This is a genomic window from Moraxella atlantae NBRC 14588, from assembly GCF_001591265.1.
In the GTDB taxonomy this organism is placed as follows: domain Bacteria; phylum Pseudomonadota; class Gammaproteobacteria; order Pseudomonadales; family Moraxellaceae; genus Faucicola; species Faucicola atlantae.
The window spans coordinates 91,254-114,063 of sequence record NZ_BCUL01000003.1; the positions used below are offsets into that span (position 1 = coordinate 91,254).

Sequence of the window (22,810 nt, forward strand, 5' to 3'; positions counted from 1 at the left end):
TTGATATTTGCGGCAGTGACTTCATGATCAGCGTTTATAAGACGGCTTATAAACGCTTTTTTACGCTTTTAAAAATCTTTATTCCAACACAATTGTTGCGTAAATTTAGCCAATTTAAACATATATTTCTTAATTCCAGTTAAGAAATGTCACCAAGCCTATATAACACTTGCACGGCTAGGTTAGAAACTTTTACACTCAATAAAAATAATGCGTTAATGATTTTTGCCTGCGTTAATGATTTTTGCCTTTGCCAGCAGGTGCTTAGCTATTTGATAGCCAATACCACCTGCCAGCTTATCACCATTGAAAGAGAAAAAAACAATGAGCGCGCCCAACAGCGAACCGACCACCCACAGCGGTGAACACATCACCACTGCCGATTTTAGTCTGACTATCAACGGACAAACTTACGATTTACAAGGTATAGACACCCGCACGTCACTGCTTGATCTGTGCCGCAATACGCTAGCCTTAACGGGCAGCAAAAAAGGCTGCGACCACGGGCAATGCGGAGCGTGCACGATGCTAGTCAATGGCGTGCGCGTCAATAGCTGCTTGACGTTTGCTGTGATGCATGCTGGCGATGAGATTACCACGATCGAAGGCATTGCACCGCCTAATGAACTAGACGATGACAGCGCACCTGCCAAGCTTGCGCCAATTCAGCAAGCATTTTTGGATCATGACGCGTTTCAATGCGGTTATTGCACGTCGGGGCAAATTTGTTCTGCCACTGCTCTGCTCAATGAGCTACGCGAAAACACACCAAGCTATGTATCGGTCAATTTAGCCCAACCGCTGCCCGATGATTTGGGCGAGGCGATCGATCAGCACGCGCTACGCCGCGAGATTCGCGAGCGCATGAGTGGTAATTTATGCCGCTGTTCGGCGTATCCCAATATCGTGCGCGCCATTGAGCAAGCGTTTGCCATCGAGCTTGACGCGCTTAAGCCGACCGATTTGACCGACAACCAATCAACCACGGAGGCAGATATATGAAAGCCTTTGCCTATGAGCGTGCGCAAGACGTGCAGGACGCGGTTGCCCGTGCGCGTGACAGTATAACGACTGTGCGCAGTTATTTTATCGCAGGTGGTACCAATTTGATTGACTTGATGCGCTATGACATCGAGCAGCCCGAGCGTTTGATTGATATTACCCATTTACCACTCAATGCCATTGAGCCTACCCCCGAGGGTGGTTTAAAAATCGGCGCGTTGGTCAGCAACACTGCCCTTGCCAGCCACCCAACGGTACGCCGCGATTATGCTGTGTTGTCACGCGCATTGTTGGCAGGCGCGTCACAGCAGCTACGCAACAAGGCGACAACGGCAGGCAATTTGCTACAACGCACACGCTGCCATTATTTTTATCAGCCTGACAGCCCATGCAACAAGCGGCAGCCCCATTCAGGTTGCCCTGCCAAAGATGGTGTTCATCGGCAATTGGGTATTTTGGGTGTTAGTGATGCGTGCATTGCTACCCATCCATCAGACATGGCAGTTGCTATGCGTGCGTTGGGCGCGCAGGTTGTTATTGCACGCGCTAATGGCACGCAAGACATCGTTGAATTGGGCGAATTTTATCGTTTGCCCGAGGATACGCCATACATTGAGAACATTTTGCAAGCAGGTGATTTGATTACCCATGTGATTTTGCCGCCACCTGCCCCATCAGCACAAGACAGCGTCCACGCTTATGACAAGGTGCGTGACCGTGCGTCTTACGCGTTTGCTTTGGTGTCAGTGGCATCGGTGATTGCCCACGACAATGGCAAAATCACCGCCATTCGGCTAGCATTTGGCGGACTTGCCCCAATGCCGTGGCGCGACCAAGCGGTAGAAAACGCGCTACTTGGCACGACAGGCGATGCCGTTAGTATCGAATATGCCGTCGCACTATTGCTCAAAGACGCGATAACCGACGCGCAAACCGAGTACAAAGCCATGCTGGTGCAACGCTTATTACATCATATCATCACGCGCGCGCTTGCTACCCCGGCAGGCGTATCGCCGCTGTCTAGTGGCGTAAGTGATGTCACAGATCACCCGCTAAACGACCACCAAACCACCGCCAATGCAGCCGACCAACACGGAGGTGACGCATGAACTTGACCGATTTACTCAGCAATCATCAAGACTTAAGCAAGCAACAAAAGATGGATGAACCCGTCGATTCGCTGCTTGATAAAACCGCCAGTCAATTGGTTGGCAAGCCAATTAACCGCATTGACGGGCATTTAAAAGTCGCTGGCAAAGCACCTTACACGGCTGATTACGTCTTGCCCAACATGGCGTACGGTGTGATGGTAGGTGCTACCATCGGTAAAGGCAAGGTCAAAAAAGTGCACGACAATACTGCCCTTGCCATCGAAGGCGTGATTGCCGTATTGCATGATGAGCTGTTTTTGCGCAACCCCCAACAAGGCACGGTCAAGAGAGCACCTGCCCAAACTGCCAGTGAGGTATTTTATCATGGGCAGCCGATTGTGTTGGTGGTCGGTGAGACACTAGAAGCAGCCCAACAAGGCGCGGCGGCATTGCAGATTGATTATGACAATGACGAGGCGCATGGGCATTTTGACTTTGAACAAGAAAAACCCCACAGCCAGTATATCAACTGGGTGACCGACAAAAACCAATATATGGGCAAGCCTGAAAAAACCTTGCCAAAAGCAGACGTTAGCGTTGATGTCACCTACACCACCCCAAGCCAAAGCAACATGGCAATGGAGCCACACGTGTCATTGGCCCAATGGCAAGATGGGCGGTTGGTATTGCACACCGCCAACCAAATGATTGGCGCAAGTCATGTGCAACTGGTCAAAGCCTTAAAAATCAAAGACGATGAAGCGCGCATGCTATCGCCGTATGTCGGTGGCGGTTTTGGTGCAAAATTGGGTATTTCATCGGAGTCTGTTATGGCGGCCTTGGCAGCCAAACAGCTTGATCGCCCTGTGTTGGTGGTGATGACACGCGCGCAGGTCATGGAATCAACCGTGCGCCGCAGCAACACTGAGCAACGCATTGGTTTGGGCGCAGACGCAGATGGCACGCTGCACACCGTGATTCATAACAGCTATGTATCAAGCTTACCAAGTGAGTTATTCTTTGAGCCGTGCGCGGTTTCCACGCATTTTTTATATCAAGGCGAAAACCGCGAAGTCAAATACCGCATGGTACGCATGAATCAAGTCTTATCAGGCTCAATGCGCGCCCCTGGTGAAGCCGCTGGACAACTTGCCCTAGAATGCGCAATGGATGAGTTGGCACATAAGCTTGATATGTGCCCAGTCAAATTACGCATTCACAACGAGCCTAAAGAAAATCCAAGTACAAACGTACCGTTTACCGCGCGTAAACTGGTCGAATGCATGCAGCATGGCGCGAAAGCATTTGGTTGGGACAATCGCCCTGCCGTCGCTAGCCGTATGGAAGGTGATTGGATGATTGGCTATGGCATGGCAGCTGCCGCGCGTAGCGACCAAGTCATGGCATCAGAGGCACGCGTTAGCCTAAACTTGGCAGGTACCGACACAGGCGTGCAAGCCATCGTCGAAACCGACATGACCGACATCGGCACAGGCACCTACACGATTTTGGCACAAATCGCTGCCGATTTATTGGGCTTGCCAATCGATTGCGTGGAGGTCAAATTGGGCGACAGTGACATGCCCACAGCCGCAGGCTCGGGCGGCAGCGTAGGCGCGAGCAGCTCAGGCAGCGCGGTGTATCTTGCCTGCCAAGCACTGCGCGAAGAGATTGCCAAGCTTGCCGATATCCCTGACGATATTTTGCAGCTTGCCAATGGCTGCGTGTACCCACAAGGTGAGCATGAGGCAAGTTTAGCTGAAAAATTAAGCGAAAAAATTGCCGACACCGTCACCGAAACTGTCAGCGATCTTAGCGAGACCATCAGCACCGCCGTCAGTGAGCTTGCCGAGCGCGTCGGCTTGACCGATGGCAATACGCAAAACGATGACCAGCAAGACGAACAAGCCACAGCAGCCCCGAGTAGCACCACGCTAAAGCACTTATTGAGTGAACATGCACCGCACGGCTTGTCAGCCCAAGGCAGTATTAAACCTGGTAAAAACGCCAACACCCACCACCGTGCAGGCTATGGCGCGCACTTCGTTGAAGTTGGCGTGCACCGCGTAACCGGTGAGGTGCGTGTGCGTCGTATGCTGGGCGTGTTTGCCGCAGGGCGAATTTTAAATGAAAAAACCGCCCGTTCTCAGTGCATCGGCGGCATGACGTTTGGTGTGGGCGCGGCATTGATGGAACAAATGATGTACGACACCCGCAACGGACGACTATGCAACCACGACTTTGCCGAATACCACGTGCCAACCAACGCCGATACTCCTGACCTTGAAGTGGTATTTTTGCCCGAGCGCGATGAATACGCCAACCCATTGCACGCCAAAGGTATTGGTGAGTTGGCGTTGTCGGGCGCTGGTGCAGCAATCAACAACGCGGTGTTTAATGCAACGGGTATTCGCGTGCGCGAATACCCGATCACCGCCGATAAACTGTTGGCGCAATTGCCATTGCTGTAAGAAACGACCAAGTGTTACGGTCTAAGCGCCGTAGACTCATTGTTATCCAGCGCTTTTTTATCAACCCCAATGACGCTAAGCCTGTACTTAGCGTCATTTTTCTTAGCTGTTTTAAAAAATTTTAGAAAAATTGCAACGTTGTAAGGTTAAAAACCGTGCAAACTTTTTATGATACGCTAACCAACCTAGCACCCGACGCGCTCAGCGATGTGGTCGTCGCCACCGTCGTGCAAGTAGAAGGCTCTGCCTACCGCCAACCTGCAGCGCGCATGGTGATTTTTGCGGACGGGCAAAGCGTGGGCATGGTCAGCGGCGGCTGTTTAGAAAAACACGTGGTTCAGCGCGCATTTTGGCTGACCCGTGACGGCGCAAGCCTACAAACCTACCAAACCGACGCGCCCAGCGATGATGATTTGACACTCGCTGACATCGAGCACAATTTTGGCTTGGGCTGCCAAGGCACGGTGCATATTTTGTTTGAGCGTTTAAGCCATGCCAACGCTGCGCCACTGCTTGATACATTTGCCCAAGTCATGCACACGCGCGCGCCACAACGCATGGCAACGATTATTCGCGCCACGACTACCAACTGCGCCTTAGCAATCGGGCGGCATGTGGCATTGGCAGATGGTACGGATTTGGCGTGTGGCTTAGGTTTGGGTGATGGTTGGCGTTTGGTCAAACGCACACCTGCCAGCCGCAAAAGCCGTCATAGCATTGAGCATTGGCAGCAAACCAACATGACACAGGCACAGCAGTTTGCGGCACTTGTCGAAACCATCGAGCCGCCACCGCATCTTGTCATATTTGGCGCAGGGCAAGACAGCGCAGCACTGGTACAGCTGGCTAAATGGCAAGGCTGGCACGTCAGCGTCGTCGATGCACGCGCCGATCTGGCAAAACCTAGTCGTTTGCCATTGGCAGACGCAGTGCTGCATTTATCCCTTGATGACATCGAACACAATGCGCAACCTGTGCAAGATTTGCTCACCACCTACCCAAAAACTGCCGTGGCAATTTTGACCCACAGCCTGCGCCAAGACCAAGTTTGGCTCAAACACGCGCTGACTGCCACGCCGTTGCCGTTGTATATCGGACAGCTAGGCCCACGCTACCGCACCGAGCAGCTTTTAACCGATTTGGCACACGCCTATCCCGAACTGCAACCAATTTTTGCACAGGCACAGCAGATATTGCACGCACCGATGGGTTTGCCGATTGGTGGCGACACGCCCGAAGCCGTCGCGCTCTCAACCGTGGCGCAAATTCAAGCCGCACTCAGTCAGCTTGCTGCCCCTACCTTGGTTTAATCTGATGCCGCGTTTGTTTGTCATCATTTTAGCCGCAGGTTTAAGCCAACGCTTGGGCATACCCAAGCAGTTAATCCACCAACACGGCATCAGCCTAATCAGCAAAACCGTGCAACAAGCACAAGCGTTATCCCCTGCCGCCATGCTTGTCGTCGCGCCTGCCTTAAATACGGCATGGGCAAAGCAGATATATGCCGAATTAGCTGGCTTATGCGTGACGATCATCGATAATCCGCAGCCATCTGCTGGCATGGCGCATTCGCTCAAGCTTGCCATTCATGCTTTGGCAAATACCACTTGCCGACGCGATGACCGCGTACTTATTTTGACCATCGACCAAGTAGCACTCACGGTAGACGATTTACATACGCTCAACCAAACGGCAGATAGCCATGAGCTCATGCTCAGCCGCTATGGCAAACAACCGATCTTAGGCGTACCTGTGAATTTATCGTGGGGATTTGTATACGATTCTGCTGCACGCCTACAAGGAGATAAGGGCTTGCGCGCGCTGTGGCAACAGCCAGCTGATTTGATTTGCAGCTGCTGTGGGGCAAATTATCGTTTAACGGCTATAGACTTGCCGCATTTGGCGATGGATATAGACACCATGGCACAGTTTGATGGGTTAAAACAGCGATTTAGTTTAACGTTGCCTGTTGTCTAGTTTTTGCCACCATTAAAATAAAACTTAAAAGATTGTACGCCCATCAAGGCTCGAACTTGAATCTGTCGCTTAGGAGGCGACTGCTCTATCCTGTTGAGCTATAGGCGTAGGCGGATGATTTTAGCACAAAATCGCGCCAAAATCATGCACACTATGTTGTGGCGTTATTTTGTGGCAACATGGCGTCTTTTTGTCAAAATTTTAGCCAACAATACCTGTCGCGTCAAATACTTAGCCATCAGCTATTTGTGGATTTTAAGCAAATTTGGCACAAAATTTCTTGCCAAAAACGGTATAATAACCGCCCAAATCAGTTTTAGCAGTAACAAGAATAAGGTACGGCATGGCATTTGTGCATTTTGGTATTCACAGCGAATTTTCGATTACCGATTCGATCGTGCGGATTGGTGAGCTGGTCAAAGCCGCCAAAGCCGATGGGCAACTGGCGTTGGCATTGACCGATGCGTCTAATTTGTACGCCGCTGTCAAATTTTATCGTGCGTGTCTGTCGGCAGGGATCAAGCCTATCATCGGTGCTGAAGTGTTTGTTGATGATGACACGCAAATTGTTACCTTGCTGGCAAGCGACCAAACTGGCTATCGGCATTTGACCCAACTGGTATCGGTGGGTTATACCGATGGCAAAGTATTGGGCAAGCCGATTGTGCCGCGTGAGGCAATTTTTGCCAAACAAGCAGGCGTGATCGCGCTTTTGACCGAAAAATCTGCCGTCGGACATGCGATGTTGGCAGGCAATGAAACGCGTGCCGATAGCTTACTAACACAGTGGCAGGCGGCGTTTGGTGATCGCGTGTATTTGGCGATTAAACGCACCCAACGCCCCCACGAGGATGTGTTTATTGAGCAAGCTTTGCGCATGGGCGCGGCGTTTGATGTGCCCATTATCGCCCACAACGATGTGCGTTTTTTGACTGCCGAGGACTTTGAGGCGCATGAAGCGCGTGTGTGTATTGCCAATTCGCACGTGCTTGCCGACCCCAACCGTCCGCGTGATTATTCCCCTGAGCAGTATCTTAAAACGCAAGCGCAAATGGCGCAACTGTTTGATGACATGCCTGCGGTGATTGATAACACACTGGATTTAGCCAAACGCTGCAACGTTACTTTGTCATTGGGCAAGCCTGATCTGCCTGTGTTTCCTGTGCCCGAAGGTGAGACGATCGAGACGTTTTTTCGCCAAACAGCGCAGCAAGGGCTTGAGGCGCGGCTCGATAAGCTCTACCCGACTGACCAACGCGGTGATGACTGGGCAGCCGTGCGTAAGCCGTACGATGAGCGGTTGGATTTTGAAATCAACACGATTTTGCAGATGGGCTTTCCTGGTTATTTTTTGATTGTGATGGATTTTATTCGCTGGGCAAAAGCCAACGATGTACCCGTGGGGCCAGGACGTGGTTCGGGGGCAGGCTCATTGGTGGCGTACGCGCTCAATATCACCGACCTTGACCCATTGGCGTATGATTTGCTGTTTGAACGGTTTTTGAATCCTGAGCGTGTGTCGATGCCCGACTTTGACGTAGATTTTTGTATTGATGGGCGTGACCGCGTGATTGATTATGTCGCGCAAAAATACGGGCGCGATGCGGTGTCGCAAATCATCACCTTTGGCACGATGGCGGCAAAAGCGGTGGTGCGTGACGTGGCGCGCGTGCAAGGCAAATCGTATGGTTTGGCGGATAAAATCTCCAAACTCATCCCCAAAACTCCTGGTATGACGCTGGCAGAAGCGGTTAATCAAGAGCCGCAACTCAAAGATTTGCTCAATAATCCCGATAATTTGGACTATGAAGATGCCAATGAAATTTGGGAAATGGCGGTGCGCCTTGAGGGTATTACACGCGGTGTGGGTAAACACGCAGGCGGCGTGCTGATTGCGCCCACCAAAATCACCGATTACAGCGCGATTTATTGCGATGAAGACGGGCATCGCGTTAGCCAGTTTGACAAAGACGATGTCGAAGCTGTCGGGCTGGTTAAGTTTGACTTTTTGGGCTTGCGCAACCTGACGGTGATCCACGCCGCTGTGCGCAATATCAACAAACGCCTACAAGCACAAGGCAAGCCACCGCTGGATTTAGACACCTTGCCGCTTGATGACCCCGATGCGTATGACTTGCTACAGCGCACACACACCACGGCGGTGTTTCAGCTAGAAAGCTCGGGCATGAAAAAATACCTTGGCAAGCTGCAACCGACCAATATTGAAGACGTGATCGCCATGTGTGCGCTGTATCGCCCAGGCCCGTTGGATGCAGGCATGGTGGACATGTACATTGACCGCAAACACGGACGTGAAGAAGTGCACTACGACCATGAGCGTCTTGAGCCGATTTTACAAAATACCTACGGCGTGATTGTGTATCAAGAGCAGGTCATGCAGATTTCGCAGGCGATGGCAGGTTATAGCCTTGGTGGCGCAGATATGCTGCGCCGCGCGATGGGCAAGAAAAAACCTGAGGAGATGGCAAAACAGCGTACCATTTTTGTCGATGGGGCGATTGCACAGGGCATTGACCAGGAGCTGGCAGGTGGCGTGTTTGACCTGATGGAAAAATTTGCAGGCTATGGGTTTAACAAATCGCACTCGGCGGCGTATGGCGTGCTGGCATACCAAACTGCATACCTAAAAAGCCACTATCCTGCTGAATTCATGGCAGCGGTGATCAGCTCAGACATGAACAACACCGACAGCGTGGTGTTTTTTATCAACGATTGTCGAGAGAATTTTAAACTCACTGTAGAAAACCCCTCGGTCAATGTGTCTGACTGGCAGTTTGTGCCCAAAAATCACTCGACTATCACCTATGGCTTAGGCGGTATCAAAGGCGTGGGTGAATCGGCGGTTGAGTCTATTGTACAGGCGCGTACACAAGGCGGCGCATTCACCGACTTGTACGATTTTTGCCAACGTGTTGATACCAAAAAAGTCACCAAGCGCACGTTGGAGGCGTTGATTAAAGCAGGCTGTTTTGATGACATGGCAGCCAATTTGCGCGCTGACTTGCCTAGCGAGCGTGGTTTTGATATCCGTGGTGCGTTGTTGGCACAAATTCCGCACGCCATGCAAGCTGCCGAACAACAGCGCAACAATGACAGCATGGGCATTCAAGATTTGTTTAGCGATATCCAAGCCGTCACCGCCGCACCGCCATTACCGCGCACACCCGTTTGGACAGATGGCGAGCGCCTTAAAGGCGAAAAAGACACGCTTGGCTTGTTTTTGACGGGTCACCCGATTGATGACTACCGTAAAGAGCTGGCACGCTACAGCAAAGCCAGCCTTGGCAATCTGTCTGAAACCAGCTATGGCGAAACAACAATGTTTGCAGGGTTGGTGCTTGATGTGGCAAACTTTGGCAATCGCTCGGTGATTGTATTGGATGATGGCAGCGCGCGCGTTGAGGTCAGCTGCTATGCCGAACGCTTTGCCCGTGTCAAAGACAAGCTAAAACCTGACAGTGTGATCATCGTTGAAGGCAGCGTGCGCGAGCGCGATGGCAAAACCTATGCCAGCCTGCAAGATGTCTTAACGCTTGCCGAGGCGCGGCGACGCTGGCTTAAGCGCTTGTCGGTACGCATTGCCAGCGACAACGTGGCATTACTCCATGAGATCAAAGCCTTACTTGTGCCCACAGACGCCCAAACCGCTGATGCCCAAACTACAACAGGTATCGCGTTGGGTTTATCCATTTACCACAATTGCGCCAATGGGCAAATTGCCGCCAAATACACGCCAGCGCATTGGCAAATCTCGCCCGATGACGCCACCATTGGCAAGCTTAAAGCCGTGGCAGGGCAAGACTTGGCGTGGGAGTTTACCTAAAAACTTGCTGAGCTGCCTGTACTGTCTGCTGGGCTATCGTCTGCCAGTAACAGGCTTTCGCTCAGCGCGACGGTATGAAAACCGCCATCGACAAACAATATTTCGCCTGTGATACCTGATGCCCATGGCGACAGCAAAAACACCGCCGCGTTGCCCACTTCCTCGATACTCACGTTGCGTTGCAGCGGTGCTATCTTGGCGTTTGCGTCCAGCATTTTGCGAAACGACTTGATGCCGCTGGCAGCAAGGGTGCGAATAGGGCCTGCCGAAATTGCATTCACCCGAATGCCCTGCGCCCCCATCGCGCTTGCCAAATAACGCACGCTTGCCTCTAAGCTGGCTTTGGCTAGCCCCATGACATTGTAGTTTGGCAACACCTGCGTACTGCCCAAATACGTCAAAGTCAATAACGACCCTTGACGTTTGGCAAGCAATTCACGGCTAGCTTTGGCAAGCGCGATCAAGCTGTAGCTACTGATATCATGCGCGATGGCAAAACCGTCGCGCGTGGTGACATCGGCAAAATCACCGTCTAGCTGTTCGGCAGGAGCAAAACCAATCGCGTGCACCACACCGTCAATGCCATCGCTCCAATGCGCTGCCACCTGGGCAAAACATTCGGCAATTTGGGCATCAGAGCTGACATCGCATGCCAGCACCCGTTCGGCACCAAACGCTTGCGCCGCCATCTCAACACGTTTTTTGATTTTGTCATTTGGGTAGGTCAAAATCAGTGCCGCACCCTCACGATGCAATGCTTCGGCAATCCCCCAAGCGATTGATAGCTTGCTTGCAATCCCCGTGACGACAAAACGTTTGCCTTGTAATAACATGTTGTTTTCCTTGCTAAAATTTTAAAATTTTGGCGTTTTCGCGATCGTGTTTTTGTTCAGCAAAGTGCCTTGCTTTGTGCTATTTTGTCCCATGGTTACAAATTTCACTTTACAATTTGCGCCAAACCGTTAAGCTATAGCCACTTTTTTGGCATTGCCGTGCGTTATTTTGTCATACAACAACGCGCGTTGTGCCAAGTCCACTGAATCAAGCCGAGCAAAACTGTTATCATATCATGATTGACCCAACGATTTATAGCCAGTTACTCACCGCCATGGGCGAAGATATCCAACGCGCAGGGCTGATTGACACCCCCACCCGTGCTGCCAAGGCAATGGAATTTTTGACCCAAGGCTACACCCAGACGTTGGATGAAGTCACCAATCAGGCGTTGTTCCCCACCGATAACAATGAGCTGATTTTGGTAAAAAATATCGAGTTTTACTCGATGTGTGAGCACCATTTGTTGCCGTTTTATGGTGTGGCACATGTTGGCTATGTACCCAATGGGCGTGTACTGGGCTTATCAAAAATGGCGCGAATCGTTGATATGTTCGCCAGACGCTTACAAATTCAAGAAAACCTGACCCAACAAATCGCGCAAGCGGTCATGGATGTGACAGGTGCGCAGGGTGCGGCGGTAGTGATGGATGCGGCGCACATGTGCATGATGATGCGTGGCGTGATGCGCCAACAGGCACGCACGCGCAGTGTGGCACTGCTTGGCACCATCAAAACTGACCCACAGGCGCGGCAGGAGTTTTTGGCGGCGTTGCCGAGTGTGGACTAACTGATCACCTAATTTTTACCTTTTTGAATTTAAGAAGCTATGAATTTAGCAATCTTTCTTAGGTCTTAAGATTAAAACTCACTATCAGGGATAGTAGTTGTTTGCATATTACCATCTGCCACTTTATATAAAGTCATAGTAATATCGCTAAATTGCGTACCAGCATAGCTTTCAATTTCTTGAACTTCAAAGGGTTCGGATTTGGCTATTTGGTCAGTATCTAAGTCTTTATAACGAATATCATAATTACCTTTTGTCACGTCACGCAATATCAGCCCACCGTACGCAGGTATAAAAAAATAGCGAACAGCTTTCGGTGTATCAACGTCTAAGTAGTACAATTTCCCGAATATATCCGAGTCATTTTGGCTGTTATCAACTGTAATGGTTGATAGCCCATCAGTATTTAACTTGGGATAACCATCAAGATGTTTTGGACGATTGGGAAAAGGTTTGCCGTTGGGTGCTAAACGCGTTTTGAGTGTTGTGGGTTTCGAGGTGTCGGGATGAACCGTAATATATTCTTGGTTATCGGTTGATTGATACGTATTAGAAACTGTTGTAATATCGGTTGGAGTTTCATTAACCGATTGAGTAAAATTTGCTATTGATTCTGGTAGGATTTTACGCTCATACATTTGTTGAATGGTTACGCCAATAACCACCAATATTAGACCTGGTAAAAGGATACGTATAACTATTGCCTTTACTATTAATAACATTCCCATAAAAAAATTATTAATAATATTTTTAATTTTTCGAAAAATACTTTTGATAGAGCTACCGATGTCACCATAGTTAACACTAATTGTAATATTTTTATGAGATGTATCTGAATGATTACGGCTTGTTGAAGTATCGCTTGAATTCAAGTTTCGATTATCTAGCCAAGCATCATACGCTTTACGCTGAATCGGATCTGACAACACTTGATAAGCTTGATTCAACTGCACCATCATATTATTAGCAAATGCTTTATCTGTTGCGCTTGCATTAACAAACTTATCAGGATGATATTTTTGCGATAATGCCTTGTATGCCGCCCGAATAATTTCAGGCGGTGCGTTTCTTGAAATATTCAAAACATCATATAATGTATCTATCGGCATAAGTATGTTACATGAGATAGCTAAAATAAAACTAACGTAACATTTTTTACGAAATTTGACAATCTTTATAAAATCTAAATTACTGCAACACAAACTCACGCAATGCCAGTACTTTATCACGCAGTTTGGCTGCTTCTTCAAACTTCAAATCGCGCGATAACTGTTTCATTTGTTTTTCTAGGCGATTAATTTCTTTTGCCAATAAGTCAGGTGAGCGCAAAATCTCGATATCAACATCAGGAAACGCGTTGGTGGTTGTGATGACTTGATTGTCATTGACCGCTTCAACCTCGCCTGTGTCGATTTTGTCGGTAATCTGACGTTTGGCAGACGTCGGCGTGATGCCGTGTTCTTTGTTGAAGGCGATTTGCTTGGCGCGGCGGCGTTCGGTTTCTTCAATCGCTTTGTGCATGCTCGGCGTGATGGTGTCGGCATACAAAATTGCCTTACCATTGACATGGCGGGCAGCACGTCCGATGGTTTGAATCAGTGAGCGCTCAGAGCGCAAAAAGCCCTCTTTGTCCGCGTCAAAAATCGCCACCAAGCTCACCTCGGGCATATCCAAGCCCTCGCGCAGCAGGTTGATACCCACCAGCACATCGTGCACGCCTGTGCGCAGCTCATGGATAATTTTCATGCGCTCAACGGTGTCGATGTCTGAATGCAGATACGCCACCTTGATGTTGTATTCTTTGAGGTAACTGGTCAAATCTTCTGCCATGCGTTTGGTCAGTGTGGTGATCAGCACGCGCTCATCATTGGCTTTGCGCAGGTTGATTTCGGACAACACGTCATCGACTTGGGTTAAAACGGGGCGAATTTCAATGACAGGATCAACCAAACCTGTCGGACGCACAACCTGCTCTACGATTTGCTCGCTGTGTTCAAGCTCGTATTGGGCAGGCGTTGCTGAGACAAAAATCGTCGCAGGCGCGATACGCTCCCATTCTTCAAACATCATCGGGCGATTATCCACCGCCGATGGTAGGCGAAAGCCGTAATTTACCAAAGTTTCTTTGCGGCTGCGGTCGCCTTTGTACATCGCGCCGATTTGTGGCACGGTGACATGGCTTTCATCAATAAACAGCAACGCATCGGGCGGAATATAGTCAAACAAGGTCGGTGGCGCTTCACCTGCAGGTCTGCCCGACAGATGGCGCGAATAGTTCTCAATGCCGTTACAGTAGCCTAGCTGCTGAATCATCTCAAGGTCGTATTGCGTGCGCTCCTTGATACGCTGGGCTTCAATCAGCTTGTCATGGGCGCGAAAATACTCTAGGCGTTCTGCCAATTCCTCTTTGATGGTTTCAGAGGCGCGCTCAAGTTTTTCACGTGGGGTGACATAGTGTGATTTGGGGTAGATCGTCACACGTGGCACGCTACGCACGGTTTTACCCGTCAAGGGGTCAAACCATGAGATTTTTTCAATCTCATCGTCAAACATGCTGACGCGCACCGCCAGCTGCTCAGACTCAGCAGGGTAAATATCCAGCGTTTCACCGCGCAAGCGATACGTACCGCGCCCAAAATCCAGCTCGTTGCGCGTGTATTGTAGCTCAACCAACCGCTTGAGCATGGCGGTGCGATCTACCCGATCACCCACAACGATATGCAGCAGCATTTTTAGATAGCTTTCAGGGTCGCCCAAGCCATAAATCGCTGACACCGAGGCGACAATAATCGCGTCACGGCGTTCTAGCAAGGCACGGGTTGCCGATAGACGCATTTGGTCGATGTGGTCGTTGATCGCGCTGTCTTTTTCAATAAATGTATCAGAGGCAGGCACATATGCTTCGGGCTGATAATAGTCATAATAACTGACAAAATACTCAACCGCGTTGTGTGGAAAAAACGCCTTAAATTCGCCGTACAGCTGCGCGGCAAGGGTTTTGTTGTGCGCCATGACGATGGTTGGGCGTTGGCATTCGGCAATCACTTTTGCCATGGTATAGGTTTTGCCCGAGCCTGTCACGCCAAGCAGTAGCTGCCCGTGCATGCCTTGTTCTACACCTTTGACCAACTTGGCGATGGCTTGCGGCTGGTCGCCCGATGGCGCAAAATCGGTGACCATCTCAAAGGCGCGGCTAGAGATCTGTGTGCCGCTGGCGTTTACACCTGTGATTTGGGCTTCGTCTTGAATTTGTTTGGCAAGTTGGTTAAGTTGGCGTTCAGAGCGTGAGCTTTGGGGTGGTCGCATATGTAAATCTTCTTATAATGTCAACATGGTAGGTATTTAATGGGGATTTTAGGCGCGTTTAAAAGGTGATAAAAACACAAAATCGGTTGTGGTATGATAGGTTAATCACAAATAAGAGAAAACCTGTGTCATTCGGCTACCAAGCAAGATTGTCTCATAGGCATTTAAATTAGCAGCCAATGCATTCATTGATCTGCTAAAAAACCAAACCAGCAAGTAAATTAAGCATACAACCCACTTATGACCACTTTACACCTACCCGACCCCTTACCACAACTGCTAGAAGATTACCTACGCCAAGCCCTGCCCACGCCCGTCACCCTTGACCCCGAGGTGATCGCCTACCGCTGGCAGACACGCCCCACTGGTGGCGGTGCGCTTGTTCCTTTGCAAATCGCCTCAAATTTGACGCTCGATGATCTACTTGGCATTGACACGCAAAAAGCCAAACTGGTACAAAACACACGCCAGTATTTGGCAGGTTTGCCTGCCAACCACGTGCTGATGACTGGTAGCCGCGGCGCGGGCAAGTCGTCGCTGATTCGGGCATTGCTCAATACCTTTTGCCATGATGGCTTGCGTATGATTGAAGTGGCGCGTGATGATTTGGTGATGCTTGAGCCAATTCGCCAAGCGGTGATTGAGCTGGGCAAACGCTTGCCCAATCACGGCTGCCGCTATATTGTGTACTGCGACGATTTGGCGTTTAACGCGCAAGATGAAAACTACCGCACACTCAAAAGCATTTTGGATGGCGCACTGGACTCAGAACAAGACCAATTGTTGGTGTACGCCACCAGCAACCGCCGCCATCTATTGCCGCAGTTGATGAAAGACAATGTCAGCATCTATAACGGGCAAACCGATGAAGTCAATCCGTATGAAACGATTGATGAAACCGTGTCACTATCCGACCGTTTTGGCTTGTGGCTGACCTTTCACCCCATGCCGCAGACGCAATACTTAGCGATTGTCGGGCATTATTTGGCGTGTGCAGGCGTGGCGTTTGATGACGCAGCACAGGCGGCGGCTTTGACTTGGGCAAGCACGCGTGGCGGACGCTCGGGTCGGGTAGCGTTTCAGTTTAGCAGGCATTGGATTGGGCAAACACGTTTAGCGCAAGCCGACGGTACAAATTGATTTTTAGCCAAACGTCCGCATTGAAGCGCTAAACACTTGATGAAACAATAAGGTTTATTATGTCTCAATTACCGTTTAATCCCGCTGTACAATCAGCAGGTGTGCCTGAGCTGGATTTGAGCCACGATGAGCTTGCCGCGCGTGAAGCCTACCGCGCCAAGTTGCAACGCCAAGCGCAAGATATCGTTGCCATTGCCACGCTACAAAGTCATTCTGCGCTCAACTGCTTGCACAAAATCAATGTGGCAGGTGGTACAACCGAAAAAGCCTACCGCGCAGTCAATCAGCGTATCATCGATGACCAAGACGCGCACGGGGCGTATCATGCGATTGCAATGGCACAAACCACGCCCGATTTGCCGTTTGATGTACCTGTGCTGCTTGATATCGTGTTGTCACATGGCGATGGCAACTTGCAGCTGCGCACGCTCAAATTGTTTGACAGTCAGCCTGTCAATGCCGCACCGATTGCACGTATTGAGCAGGCGATTTTGGCAGCAGGGGACAAGCCAACGATTGATGCGTTGCAAGCGCATTTGGCAGGGCGTTCAGCGGTCTAAGCCTAAGCTGTTAGCAAAACAAAACCTTAACGCTAAAATAGGCGTTAAGGTTTTTTTATGTTGTATTTACAAGGGCTTATGCTATAAAATTTAGCTAATTATAGATTATTGACAACGAAACGTGATGGTATATTCATAATCATCGTCGCGCGCGATACTGGTTTTTTTCATACCGACCATGCCACCCAACACGCCAATGGCTTGGTCTGCTACACGACCCATGTTTTCATCGAGCACGCCGTTGTAGCGGTAGGTGTCAGACAGCACAATCGGCGTACGGCGGCGACATTGTTGGCGCGCGTAGTTGAGCGCGTTGGTTTGTGCGGCCACTTTGGTTTTGCCAAGTCCTGTGGTTTCTAGCAAATTGTTGGGGCGTTGGATGACGGGTACGGCGCTTGGGGTGGATTGACAGGCGCTTAATACAGCGGCACACGCCAGTACAGGCAAAGCCGCGGCGTTTCTAAGCAATCTTTTGTCCGGTTTTGATGGGTTCAATTTTGGCATGGCAACATCCTAACTCAGGGTGCGCTTAGTGTGCCCAAAATTGTCGAGGTGTGCAACTTCTGCCTGCCTGTGCTTACAATTTTTTAAACACAAGCAAGAATTCACAATGTCTTAGCACTGTTGTTGGCAGCGTATTTGCCGCCGCCCCTAGCTATTTTGGGCAAAATTCGCTAGGATGTTGCTAAATTTTTGCAAATTGCCAAGGCGTTTTTGCCGCGCCAAATTGCGCAGCTTGGGCTATTTTTTGCGCCAAAACGAATAACACACACCAACCTAATGGATTTAAAGGATATCTATGCTAACCGCACCCCATTCGATATTAATTGACGCGCCTGCTGGCAAGCTTGAGGTTGATGCCCTATGGCACGCTAATCAACCGCAAGGCACGACAGCGCGTGTGGCGTTGTTGTGCCATCCCAACCCCGTCGAGCAAGGCACGATGATGAATAAAGTGGTGACGACGATGTACCGCTTTGCGCGTGATGCAGGTATGCACGTGGTGCGTTTTAATTTTCGCGGTGTGGGACGCTCAACGGGCAGCTATGGCCACATGACAGGCGAGATTGATGACGCGTTGGCGGTGTTACGCTGGATTGGGCAGCAGACCGATGCGCGTAAGCTGTGGCTGGGCGGTTTTTCGTTTGGCGGTTATGTTGCGCTGCGCACGGCAGAGCACGTGGCAGAAGATGGTGAGTTTGCCGACTTTGGCTTGACTGATTTAGCCCTAATCGCGCCGTCGATTGAAAAACATCCAACCGATGATGTGCGCCTACCTGCCGACAAGACGTTTTTGATTTATGGTGAAAACGATGAATTGGTCGCACCCGACGCGCTGGCCGCCTTTGGCGAGCGGTTTGGCATACGCGCGCGTGTGTTTGCTGATACGGGACATTTTTTTCATGGCAAATTGGGCGATCTCAAAACCACGCTTGAGGCATTAAGCTCGACGGATTGATAGTTAATTTTTATTTGACAATTCATTAAAATTAGGGAAAATATCTTGAACGCCAGCAGCCCTTTACAGCGTTATGAAGCCGCCTTACAAACGGGTGAGTTTCAGCCCGATGTGCAGCAACGGCAAGCGATGACGTATTTAGACGGCATTTATCGTGAGCTTTTGGACAATCGCGACAAAAAATCAGGCTTGTTTAGTTTTTTTAAGCGTGTTGAGCCGCCCAAAGGTTTATATATGTGGGGCGGTGTGGGACGTGGCAAGACATGGATGATGGATATGTTTTTTGATGCGCTGCCACCCGATGGCAAGCTGCGCATGCATTTTCATCATTTTATGCAAATGGTCAATCGTGAGTTGCACAGCTTACAAGGGCAAGCCGATCCGCTAGAAAAAGTCGCCGACCGCATTCACCAAGATGCCAAGGTGATTTGTTTTGATGAGTTTTTTGTGTCAAATGTGTCGGATGCGATGATTTTGGGTGATTTGTTTGGCATGTTGTTTGCTCGTGGTATTACGTTGGTGGCAACGTCAAATATCGCGCCCGATGGCTTGTATAAAGACGGGCTACACCGTGACCGCTTTTTGCCTGCTATTGCCGCGCTTGAGCGTCATTGTGTGGTGATGAATATTGACAGTGGCGTGGATTATCGCCTGCGGCTGTTGCAGCAAGCTGAGCTGTATGTCTCACCGCTGACGGCTGATAACGCACAGTGGCTGGCGCAGCGGTTTGTCGCGCTGACCAACAACCAACCTGTGACCCGTGAGCCGCTCACGATCAACGGGCGGCAAATCATGGTGCATGGCTATACGCATGATGTGCTATACGTTGAGTTTCGCAGTTTGTGTATGCAGCCGCGCTCTGCCAGTGATTTTATCGAGCTTGCCAACCGCTTTGCCACGGTGTTGGTTGATAATGTGCCTGCGCTCAATGACAATATCGCCGACCCAACGCGGCGGTTTATTTATTTGGTTGATGAATTTTATGACCGCCGTGTCAAGTTATTGGTACGCGCTGAGCAGTCGATTTTGGATTTGTATCAAGGGCAAAAATTGGCGTTTGAAATCGAGCGTACGCGCTCACGTCTGCTTGAGATGCAATCAACCGATTATTTACAAGCTGAACACCGCATTGCCCAAAATGACTTGCAAGAACAAACCGATTTGCAAAACCGAATGATTTAAAAGGCGTTCTTATGTACTCCATTCATCCTGAGCGGCATTTTAGTGAGCGCAATAACTGGCTGCGTGCCGCGGTACTGGGGGCTAATGATGGGCTGATTTCTACCGCCAGTTTGTTGATGGGTGTGGGGGCAGCGCAAGCCGATAGCCATACTCTGCTGTTAACGGGGCTTGCGTCATTGTGCGCAGGCACGGTGAGTATGGCGGCTGGTGAGTATGTATCAGTATCGTCACAGTCCGATACACAGCAAGCGGATTTAGCCAAAGAAAAATATGAGCTGACCCACAACCCCGAGCGCGAATTGGTCGAGCTGACCCATATTTATACCCAACGCGGTTTGTCGCCTGAATTGGCGCATGAGGTTGCTGTTACCTTGACTGATCATGATGCGCTAGAGGCGCATGCGCGTGATGAAATGGGTCTGACCGAAACCGCCGAAGCCAATCCGCTACAAGCTGCCATTGCCTCAGGGCTATCTTTCACGGTGGGTGCGATTTTGCCGATTTTGTGCGTGTGGCTGTTGCCGCATGAGGATTTATTGATCGGGCTTACTGTGGCAACATTGATTGGTTTGGCGTTTTTGGGGTGGTTATCAGCGCGTCTAGGCGGCGCAAAGCCTTTGCCTGCGATTGTGCGCATTGTGGTATGGGGTGTGCTGGCACTGGGGATTACCAATTTGGTCGGGCGGTTGTTTGGTGTGGATGCAGGTTAGAGGTAACACAAGACCCCAAAAAATATGCTTAATTGTTCTTGTTTATCAAGTCCTGTCATGGTTAAGTTAATGGCTGTTTATTCAGTGATTGATTAGGATGTCTGTGATGACTACCATACTTGCTATCTTGCTATTCATTGCTGTTTTGGTTTGGCTTTGGTTTTTTATCAAAACCTTGGTCATCATCTTTCGGCACAGTGTCTTGATGGGTATTTTGGCGGTGTTATTTTCGCCGTTGGTGCATATCATTTGGTATTTGTCCAACAAAGATCGGCTAAGCGCCAACGAGCGGCAGGTCTTTGGCCGTTTCTTTATCGTTTATGCCATCACGTTTGTCTTAGGTTTTGCGTTGGGCTATTCTTATACGCCTGACGTGGTGACCACGACTGTACCGACCACGCAACTATAAATGTGGCTTTAGCCCTTATGATTGATGAATGGTATCGATATCCAAAACTGTACTTGATTTAACAGGCGTGATATTGGCGGTTTTTCTGCCAAAACCATCTGCTATTGCTGTATCTGGCATGGCAAAATGCGACCAAAATCTGCTATTATTTTTGGCACAAAACTTTATCAATCCAAAACCTGATACAACTTAACTAATCACCATGCACACCGATGAATTTTTTGATTTAGTTGCCTCACGGCGTTCAATTGGCAACCTCAACGCGCCTGCCCCCACGCACGCACAAGTCAAGCGCGCCGTACAGCTTGCCTACACTGCGCCTGATCATAAATGCTTGCAGCCGTTTCGCTTTATTGTGTTAGAGGGCGAAGCGTTGGCGCGTTTGGGCGACGCGTTGCACCAAGCCACACTAGATGCAGGCGAAACCGACGCCAAAGCCTTGGACAAGGCGCGCAATCTGCCCTTACGCGCGCCAATGGTTATCACCTGCCTAACAGCGTATCAAGCACATGCCAAAGTACCGCCTTATGAGCAGCTTTTGGCAGCAGGTGCGGCGGTACAAAATCTGCTGCTTGCCTTGCATGCGATGGGCTTTGGCAGTGTATGGCGCACGGGCGCATTGACTGACAGCGCGGCAGTTAAGCAGTTTTTTGCCTTAGATGATAGCAACCGCGTGGTGGGTTTTATTTATGTCGGTACGACCGATGTGCAAATGCCTGAGCGCGCACCCCTGGATTTGGATAACTTGCTTGATTATTGGACGTAGAATTTTTAGCTAAACCGATTATTTATTTTATATAAATTTATTTAAACTATTATTAAAAATACGCCAAAAAGACTAGCTACTATGCCAAAACCAGTTGTCTATACGCCTGATATGGAACAAATCAGCCCCGATGAGGCGAAAACGATTGCATCTATCAAACAGGCGATGCATTATATTTTAAAAACCACGTATAAAGACTATGGCTACCCTGTGCGCAGTGTGCATGCCAAAAGCCACGCGATTTTGTCAGGCACGTTTCAGGTTCATGAAAACCTGCCCGAACATTTGGCGCAAGGTATTTTCAAACACCCACAGACCTACTGCGCGATTATGCGTTTTTCGACCACACCAGGCGATATTTTAGACGACAACGTTTCGACACCACGCGGCTGCGCCATCAAGCTGTTTGATGTTGAAGGTGAGCGTTTGCCCAACAGTGACGGCTTGGTGCAGGATTTTGTCATGGTCAATTCACCTGTTTTTAAGCCAGCAAATTTGCGTCAATTTCTAAACGGTTTAATCCCTGCCGCCGCCACAACAGACAAGGTCGAGGGTCTAAAAATTGCCCTATCCGCTGCCCTACAAACCGTCGAAAAAAATTTGCAAAAAGTTGGCATCCATAGCACGACATTGGCAGGCTTAGGCGGACAGCCGCCCACCAGTGTGATGGGCGATAATTTTTTTAGCCAATTACCGACATTGTATGGTCCCTATATTGCCAAATACCGCTTGATCCCTGTCAGCGATGCACTGCTGGGCAAAAAAAATCAAACCGTTGATTTGACTGGCAAGCCAAACGGATTGCGTGAAGATAGCATAGCGTTTTTTCAAACGCACGGTGGCATGTGGCATTTTCAGGTGCAATTGTGTGTCGATATCGACAAAATGCCCATCGAGCAGCCCAACGTTGAATGGGGTGAGACTTTAAGCCCCTTTGTGACCGTCGCTACCCTAGAAGTTGCCCCACAAACAGCTTGGGACACACAGCGTGCGCAGCGCGTCGATGACCACATGGCGTTTTCACCATGGCATGGGATTGCCGAGCACCGCCCATTGGGTGCCATCATGCGGGCGCGTCAGGCGGTTTATGCGTTTTCAGCCAATTTTAGAAGTGAACATAACGCCAAACCTGTGCAAGAACCGCGCTGTCCATTTCATTTTGATGATTAAATGATGAACTTGCCAAAGGATTGCCATGAAAAAGCCTCAACTGCCCACATTAGCCGAAAATCTAGAAAAGTTGTCGGCAAATCGACAAAAAGCCAGTAA

General features: G+C 49.8%; 19 protein-coding genes and 1 tRNA gene. 15 read left to right on the plus strand and 5 right to left on the minus strand.

Annotation, left to right across the window (positions count from 1 at the left end; translation table 11 throughout):
- Positions 1-324: 324 nt before the first annotated feature.
- The 5 genes from MA2_RS03200 (at position 325) to MA2_RS03220 (ending at position 6,541) form a co-directional block, all read left to right on the plus strand.
- Positions 325-1,002: a (2Fe-2S)-binding protein gene (locus tag MA2_RS03200; protein ID WP_067056449.1), complete on the plus strand. Its 678-nt coding sequence runs from the start codon at positions 325-327 to the stop codon at positions 1,000-1,002.
- Positions 999-2,111, plus strand: coding sequence for an FAD binding domain-containing protein (locus MA2_RS03205; RefSeq protein WP_079352119.1), 1,113 nt, complete (start codon positions 999-1,001; stop codon positions 2,109-2,111). Before MA2_RS03200 ends, MA2_RS03205 begins: the two co-directional genes overlap by 4 nt.
- A complete protein-coding gene (locus tag MA2_RS03210; RefSeq protein WP_067056452.1) occupies positions 2,108-4,564 on the plus strand; it encodes a xanthine dehydrogenase family protein molybdopterin-binding subunit in 2,457 nt (818 codons plus the stop codon). Before MA2_RS03205 ends, MA2_RS03210 begins: the two co-directional genes overlap by 4 nt.
- A 155-nt stretch (positions 4,565-4,719) precedes the next feature.
- Positions 4,720-5,874 (plus strand): XdhC family protein, encoded by a 1,155-nt coding sequence (locus tag MA2_RS11190; protein ID WP_067056455.1) that lies wholly within the window; start codon positions 4,720-4,722, stop codon positions 5,872-5,874.
- Between the two features lie 4 nt (positions 5,875-5,878).
- The gene (locus tag MA2_RS03220) at positions 5,879-6,541 is read left to right on the plus strand and encodes a nucleotidyltransferase family protein (protein ID WP_067056458.1); all 663 of its coding nucleotides are present in this window, start codon (positions 5,879-5,881) and stop codon (positions 6,539-6,541) included.
- A gap of 35 nt (positions 6,542-6,576) precedes the next feature.
- On the opposite strand, the gene MA2_RS03225 is transcribed toward MA2_RS03220, so the two are convergent.
- Positions 6,577-6,649 (minus strand) — tRNA-Arg (locus tag MA2_RS03225).
- Between the two features lie 235 nt (positions 6,650-6,884).
- On the opposite strand from MA2_RS03225, the gene dnaE reads away from it, so the two are divergent.
- Positions 6,885-10,385 carry a DNA polymerase III subunit alpha gene (dnaE, locus tag MA2_RS03230; RefSeq protein ID WP_067056461.1) on the plus strand — a complete coding sequence of 1,167 codons (3,501 nt, stop codon included), beginning with the start codon at positions 6,885-6,887 and terminating at the stop codon, positions 10,383-10,385.
- Here dnaE and MA2_RS03235 read toward each other — a convergent pair.
- The gene (locus tag MA2_RS03235; protein ID WP_067056464.1) at positions 10,382-11,218 is read right to left on the minus strand and encodes an enoyl-ACP reductase FabI; all 837 of its coding nucleotides are present in this window, start codon (positions 11,216-11,218) and stop codon (positions 10,382-10,384) included. The genes dnaE and MA2_RS03235 overlap by 4 nt on opposite strands.
- 236 nt (positions 11,219-11,454) lie before the next feature.
- Between MA2_RS03235 and folE the strand changes: the two genes are divergently transcribed.
- Entirely contained in the window at positions 11,455-12,009 is a 555-nt protein-coding gene (folE, locus tag MA2_RS03240) for a GTP cyclohydrolase I FolE (RefSeq protein ID WP_067056621.1), read from the plus strand.
- A gap of 71 nt (positions 12,010-12,080) precedes the next feature.
- Here the strand turns inward: folE and MA2_RS03245 are convergent, their stop codons facing one another.
- Both MA2_RS03245 and uvrB read right to left on the minus strand, forming a co-directional pair.
- Entirely contained in the window at positions 12,081-13,118 is a 1,038-nt protein-coding gene (locus MA2_RS03245) for a J domain-containing protein (protein WP_067056467.1), read from the minus strand.
- 79 nt (positions 13,119-13,197) lie between these two features.
- Positions 13,198-15,315: an excinuclease ABC subunit UvrB gene (gene uvrB, locus MA2_RS03250; protein WP_067056470.1), complete on the minus strand. Its 2,118-nt coding sequence runs from the start codon at positions 15,313-15,315 to the stop codon at positions 13,198-13,200.
- 240 nt (positions 15,316-15,555) lie between these two features.
- On the opposite strand from uvrB, the gene MA2_RS03255 reads away from it, so the two are divergent.
- Positions 15,556-16,455, plus strand: coding sequence for an ATP-binding protein (locus tag MA2_RS03255; RefSeq protein ID WP_067056472.1), 900 nt, complete (start codon positions 15,556-15,558; stop codon positions 16,453-16,455).
- Between the two features lie 59 nt (positions 16,456-16,514).
- A complete protein-coding gene (locus tag MA2_RS03260; RefSeq protein WP_067056474.1) occupies positions 16,515-17,015 on the plus strand; it encodes a hypothetical protein in 501 nt (166 codons plus the stop codon).
- Between the two features lie 105 nt (positions 17,016-17,120).
- Here the strand turns inward: MA2_RS03260 and MA2_RS03265 are convergent, their stop codons facing one another.
- Positions 17,121-17,519 (minus strand): hypothetical protein, encoded by a 399-nt coding sequence (locus MA2_RS03265; RefSeq protein WP_245945310.1) that lies wholly within the window; start codon positions 17,517-17,519, stop codon positions 17,121-17,123.
- Between the two features lie 295 nt (positions 17,520-17,814).
- On the opposite strand from MA2_RS03265, the gene MA2_RS03270 reads away from it, so the two are divergent.
- From MA2_RS03270 to MA2_RS03295, 6 genes are all read left to right on the plus strand, one after another.
- Positions 17,815-18,474: an alpha/beta hydrolase gene (locus tag MA2_RS03270; RefSeq protein WP_067056477.1), complete on the plus strand. Its 660-nt coding sequence runs from the start codon at positions 17,815-17,817 to the stop codon at positions 18,472-18,474.
- A 45-nt stretch (positions 18,475-18,519) separates the two neighbouring features.
- On the plus strand, positions 18,520-19,656 hold the full coding sequence (gene zapE, locus MA2_RS03275; RefSeq protein ID WP_067056479.1) for a cell division protein ZapE: 1,137 nt from the start codon (positions 18,520-18,522) through the stop codon (positions 19,654-19,656).
- Between the two features lie 11 nt (positions 19,657-19,667).
- Positions 19,668-20,366, plus strand: a complete 699-nt coding sequence (locus MA2_RS03280; RefSeq protein ID WP_067056482.1) for a VIT1/CCC1 transporter family protein — start codon at positions 19,668-19,670, stop codon at positions 20,364-20,366.
- 106 nt (positions 20,367-20,472) lie between these two features.
- Complete coding sequence (locus MA2_RS03285; RefSeq protein WP_067334347.1) at positions 20,473-20,775, plus strand: hypothetical protein; 303 nt, start codon at positions 20,473-20,475, stop codon at positions 20,773-20,775.
- 202 nt (positions 20,776-20,977) lie between these two features.
- On the plus strand, positions 20,978-21,541 hold the full coding sequence (locus MA2_RS03290) for a nitroreductase family protein (RefSeq protein WP_067056487.1): 564 nt from the start codon (positions 20,978-20,980) through the stop codon (positions 21,539-21,541).
- A gap of 81 nt (positions 21,542-21,622) precedes the next feature.
- Complete coding sequence (locus tag MA2_RS03295; protein WP_067056490.1) at positions 21,623-22,711, plus strand: catalase family protein; 1,089 nt, start codon at positions 21,623-21,625, stop codon at positions 22,709-22,711.
- The last annotated feature ends 99 nt before the right edge of the window (positions 22,712-22,810 follow it).

Bases quoted from the DNA above. Each gene is read 5' to 3' on its own strand.
- MA2_RS03200 (WP_067056449.1), top strand. From the start codon at position 325: ATGAGCGCGCCCAACAGCGAACCGACCACCCACAGCGGTGAACACATC.
- MA2_RS03205 (WP_079352119.1), top strand. From the start codon at position 999: ATGAAAGCCTTTGCCTATGAGCGTGCGCAAGACGTGCAGGACGCGGTT.
- MA2_RS03210 (WP_067056452.1), top strand. From the start codon at position 2,108: ATGAACTTGACCGATTTACTCAGCAATCATCAAGACTTAAGCAAGCAA.
- MA2_RS03220 (WP_067056458.1), top strand. From the start codon at position 5,879: ATGCCGCGTTTGTTTGTCATCATTTTAGCCGCAGGTTTAAGCCAACGC.
- dnaE (WP_067056461.1), top strand. From the start codon at position 6,885: ATGGCATTTGTGCATTTTGGTATTCACAGCGAATTTTCGATTACCGAT.
- MA2_RS03235 (WP_067056464.1), bottom strand. From the start codon at position 11,218: ATGTTATTACAAGGCAAACGTTTTGTCGTCACGGGGATTGCAAGCAAG.
- folE (WP_067056621.1), top strand. From the start codon at position 11,455: ATGATTGACCCAACGATTTATAGCCAGTTACTCACCGCCATGGGCGAA.
- MA2_RS03245 (WP_067056467.1), bottom strand. From the start codon at position 13,118: ATGCCGATAGATACATTATATGATGTTTTGAATATTTCAAGAAACGCA.
- uvrB (WP_067056470.1), bottom strand. From the start codon at position 15,315: ATGCGACCACCCCAAAGCTCACGCTCTGAACGCCAACTTAACCAACTT.
- MA2_RS03255 (WP_067056472.1), top strand. From the start codon at position 15,556: ATGACCACTTTACACCTACCCGACCCCTTACCACAACTGCTAGAAGAT.
- MA2_RS03260 (WP_067056474.1), top strand. From the start codon at position 16,515: ATGTCTCAATTACCGTTTAATCCCGCTGTACAATCAGCAGGTGTGCCT.
- MA2_RS03265 (WP_245945310.1), bottom strand. From the start codon at position 17,519: ATGCCAAAATTGAACCCATCAAAACCGGACAAAAGATTGCTTAGAAAC.
- MA2_RS03270 (WP_067056477.1), top strand. From the start codon at position 17,815: ATGCTAACCGCACCCCATTCGATATTAATTGACGCGCCTGCTGGCAAG.
- MA2_RS03280 (WP_067056482.1), top strand. From the start codon at position 19,668: ATGTACTCCATTCATCCTGAGCGGCATTTTAGTGAGCGCAATAACTGG.
- MA2_RS03285 (WP_067334347.1), top strand. From the start codon at position 20,473: ATGACTACCATACTTGCTATCTTGCTATTCATTGCTGTTTTGGTTTGG.
- MA2_RS03290 (WP_067056487.1), top strand. From the start codon at position 20,978: ATGCACACCGATGAATTTTTTGATTTAGTTGCCTCACGGCGTTCAATT.
- MA2_RS03295 (WP_067056490.1), top strand. From the start codon at position 21,623: ATGCCAAAACCAGTTGTCTATACGCCTGATATGGAACAAATCAGCCCC.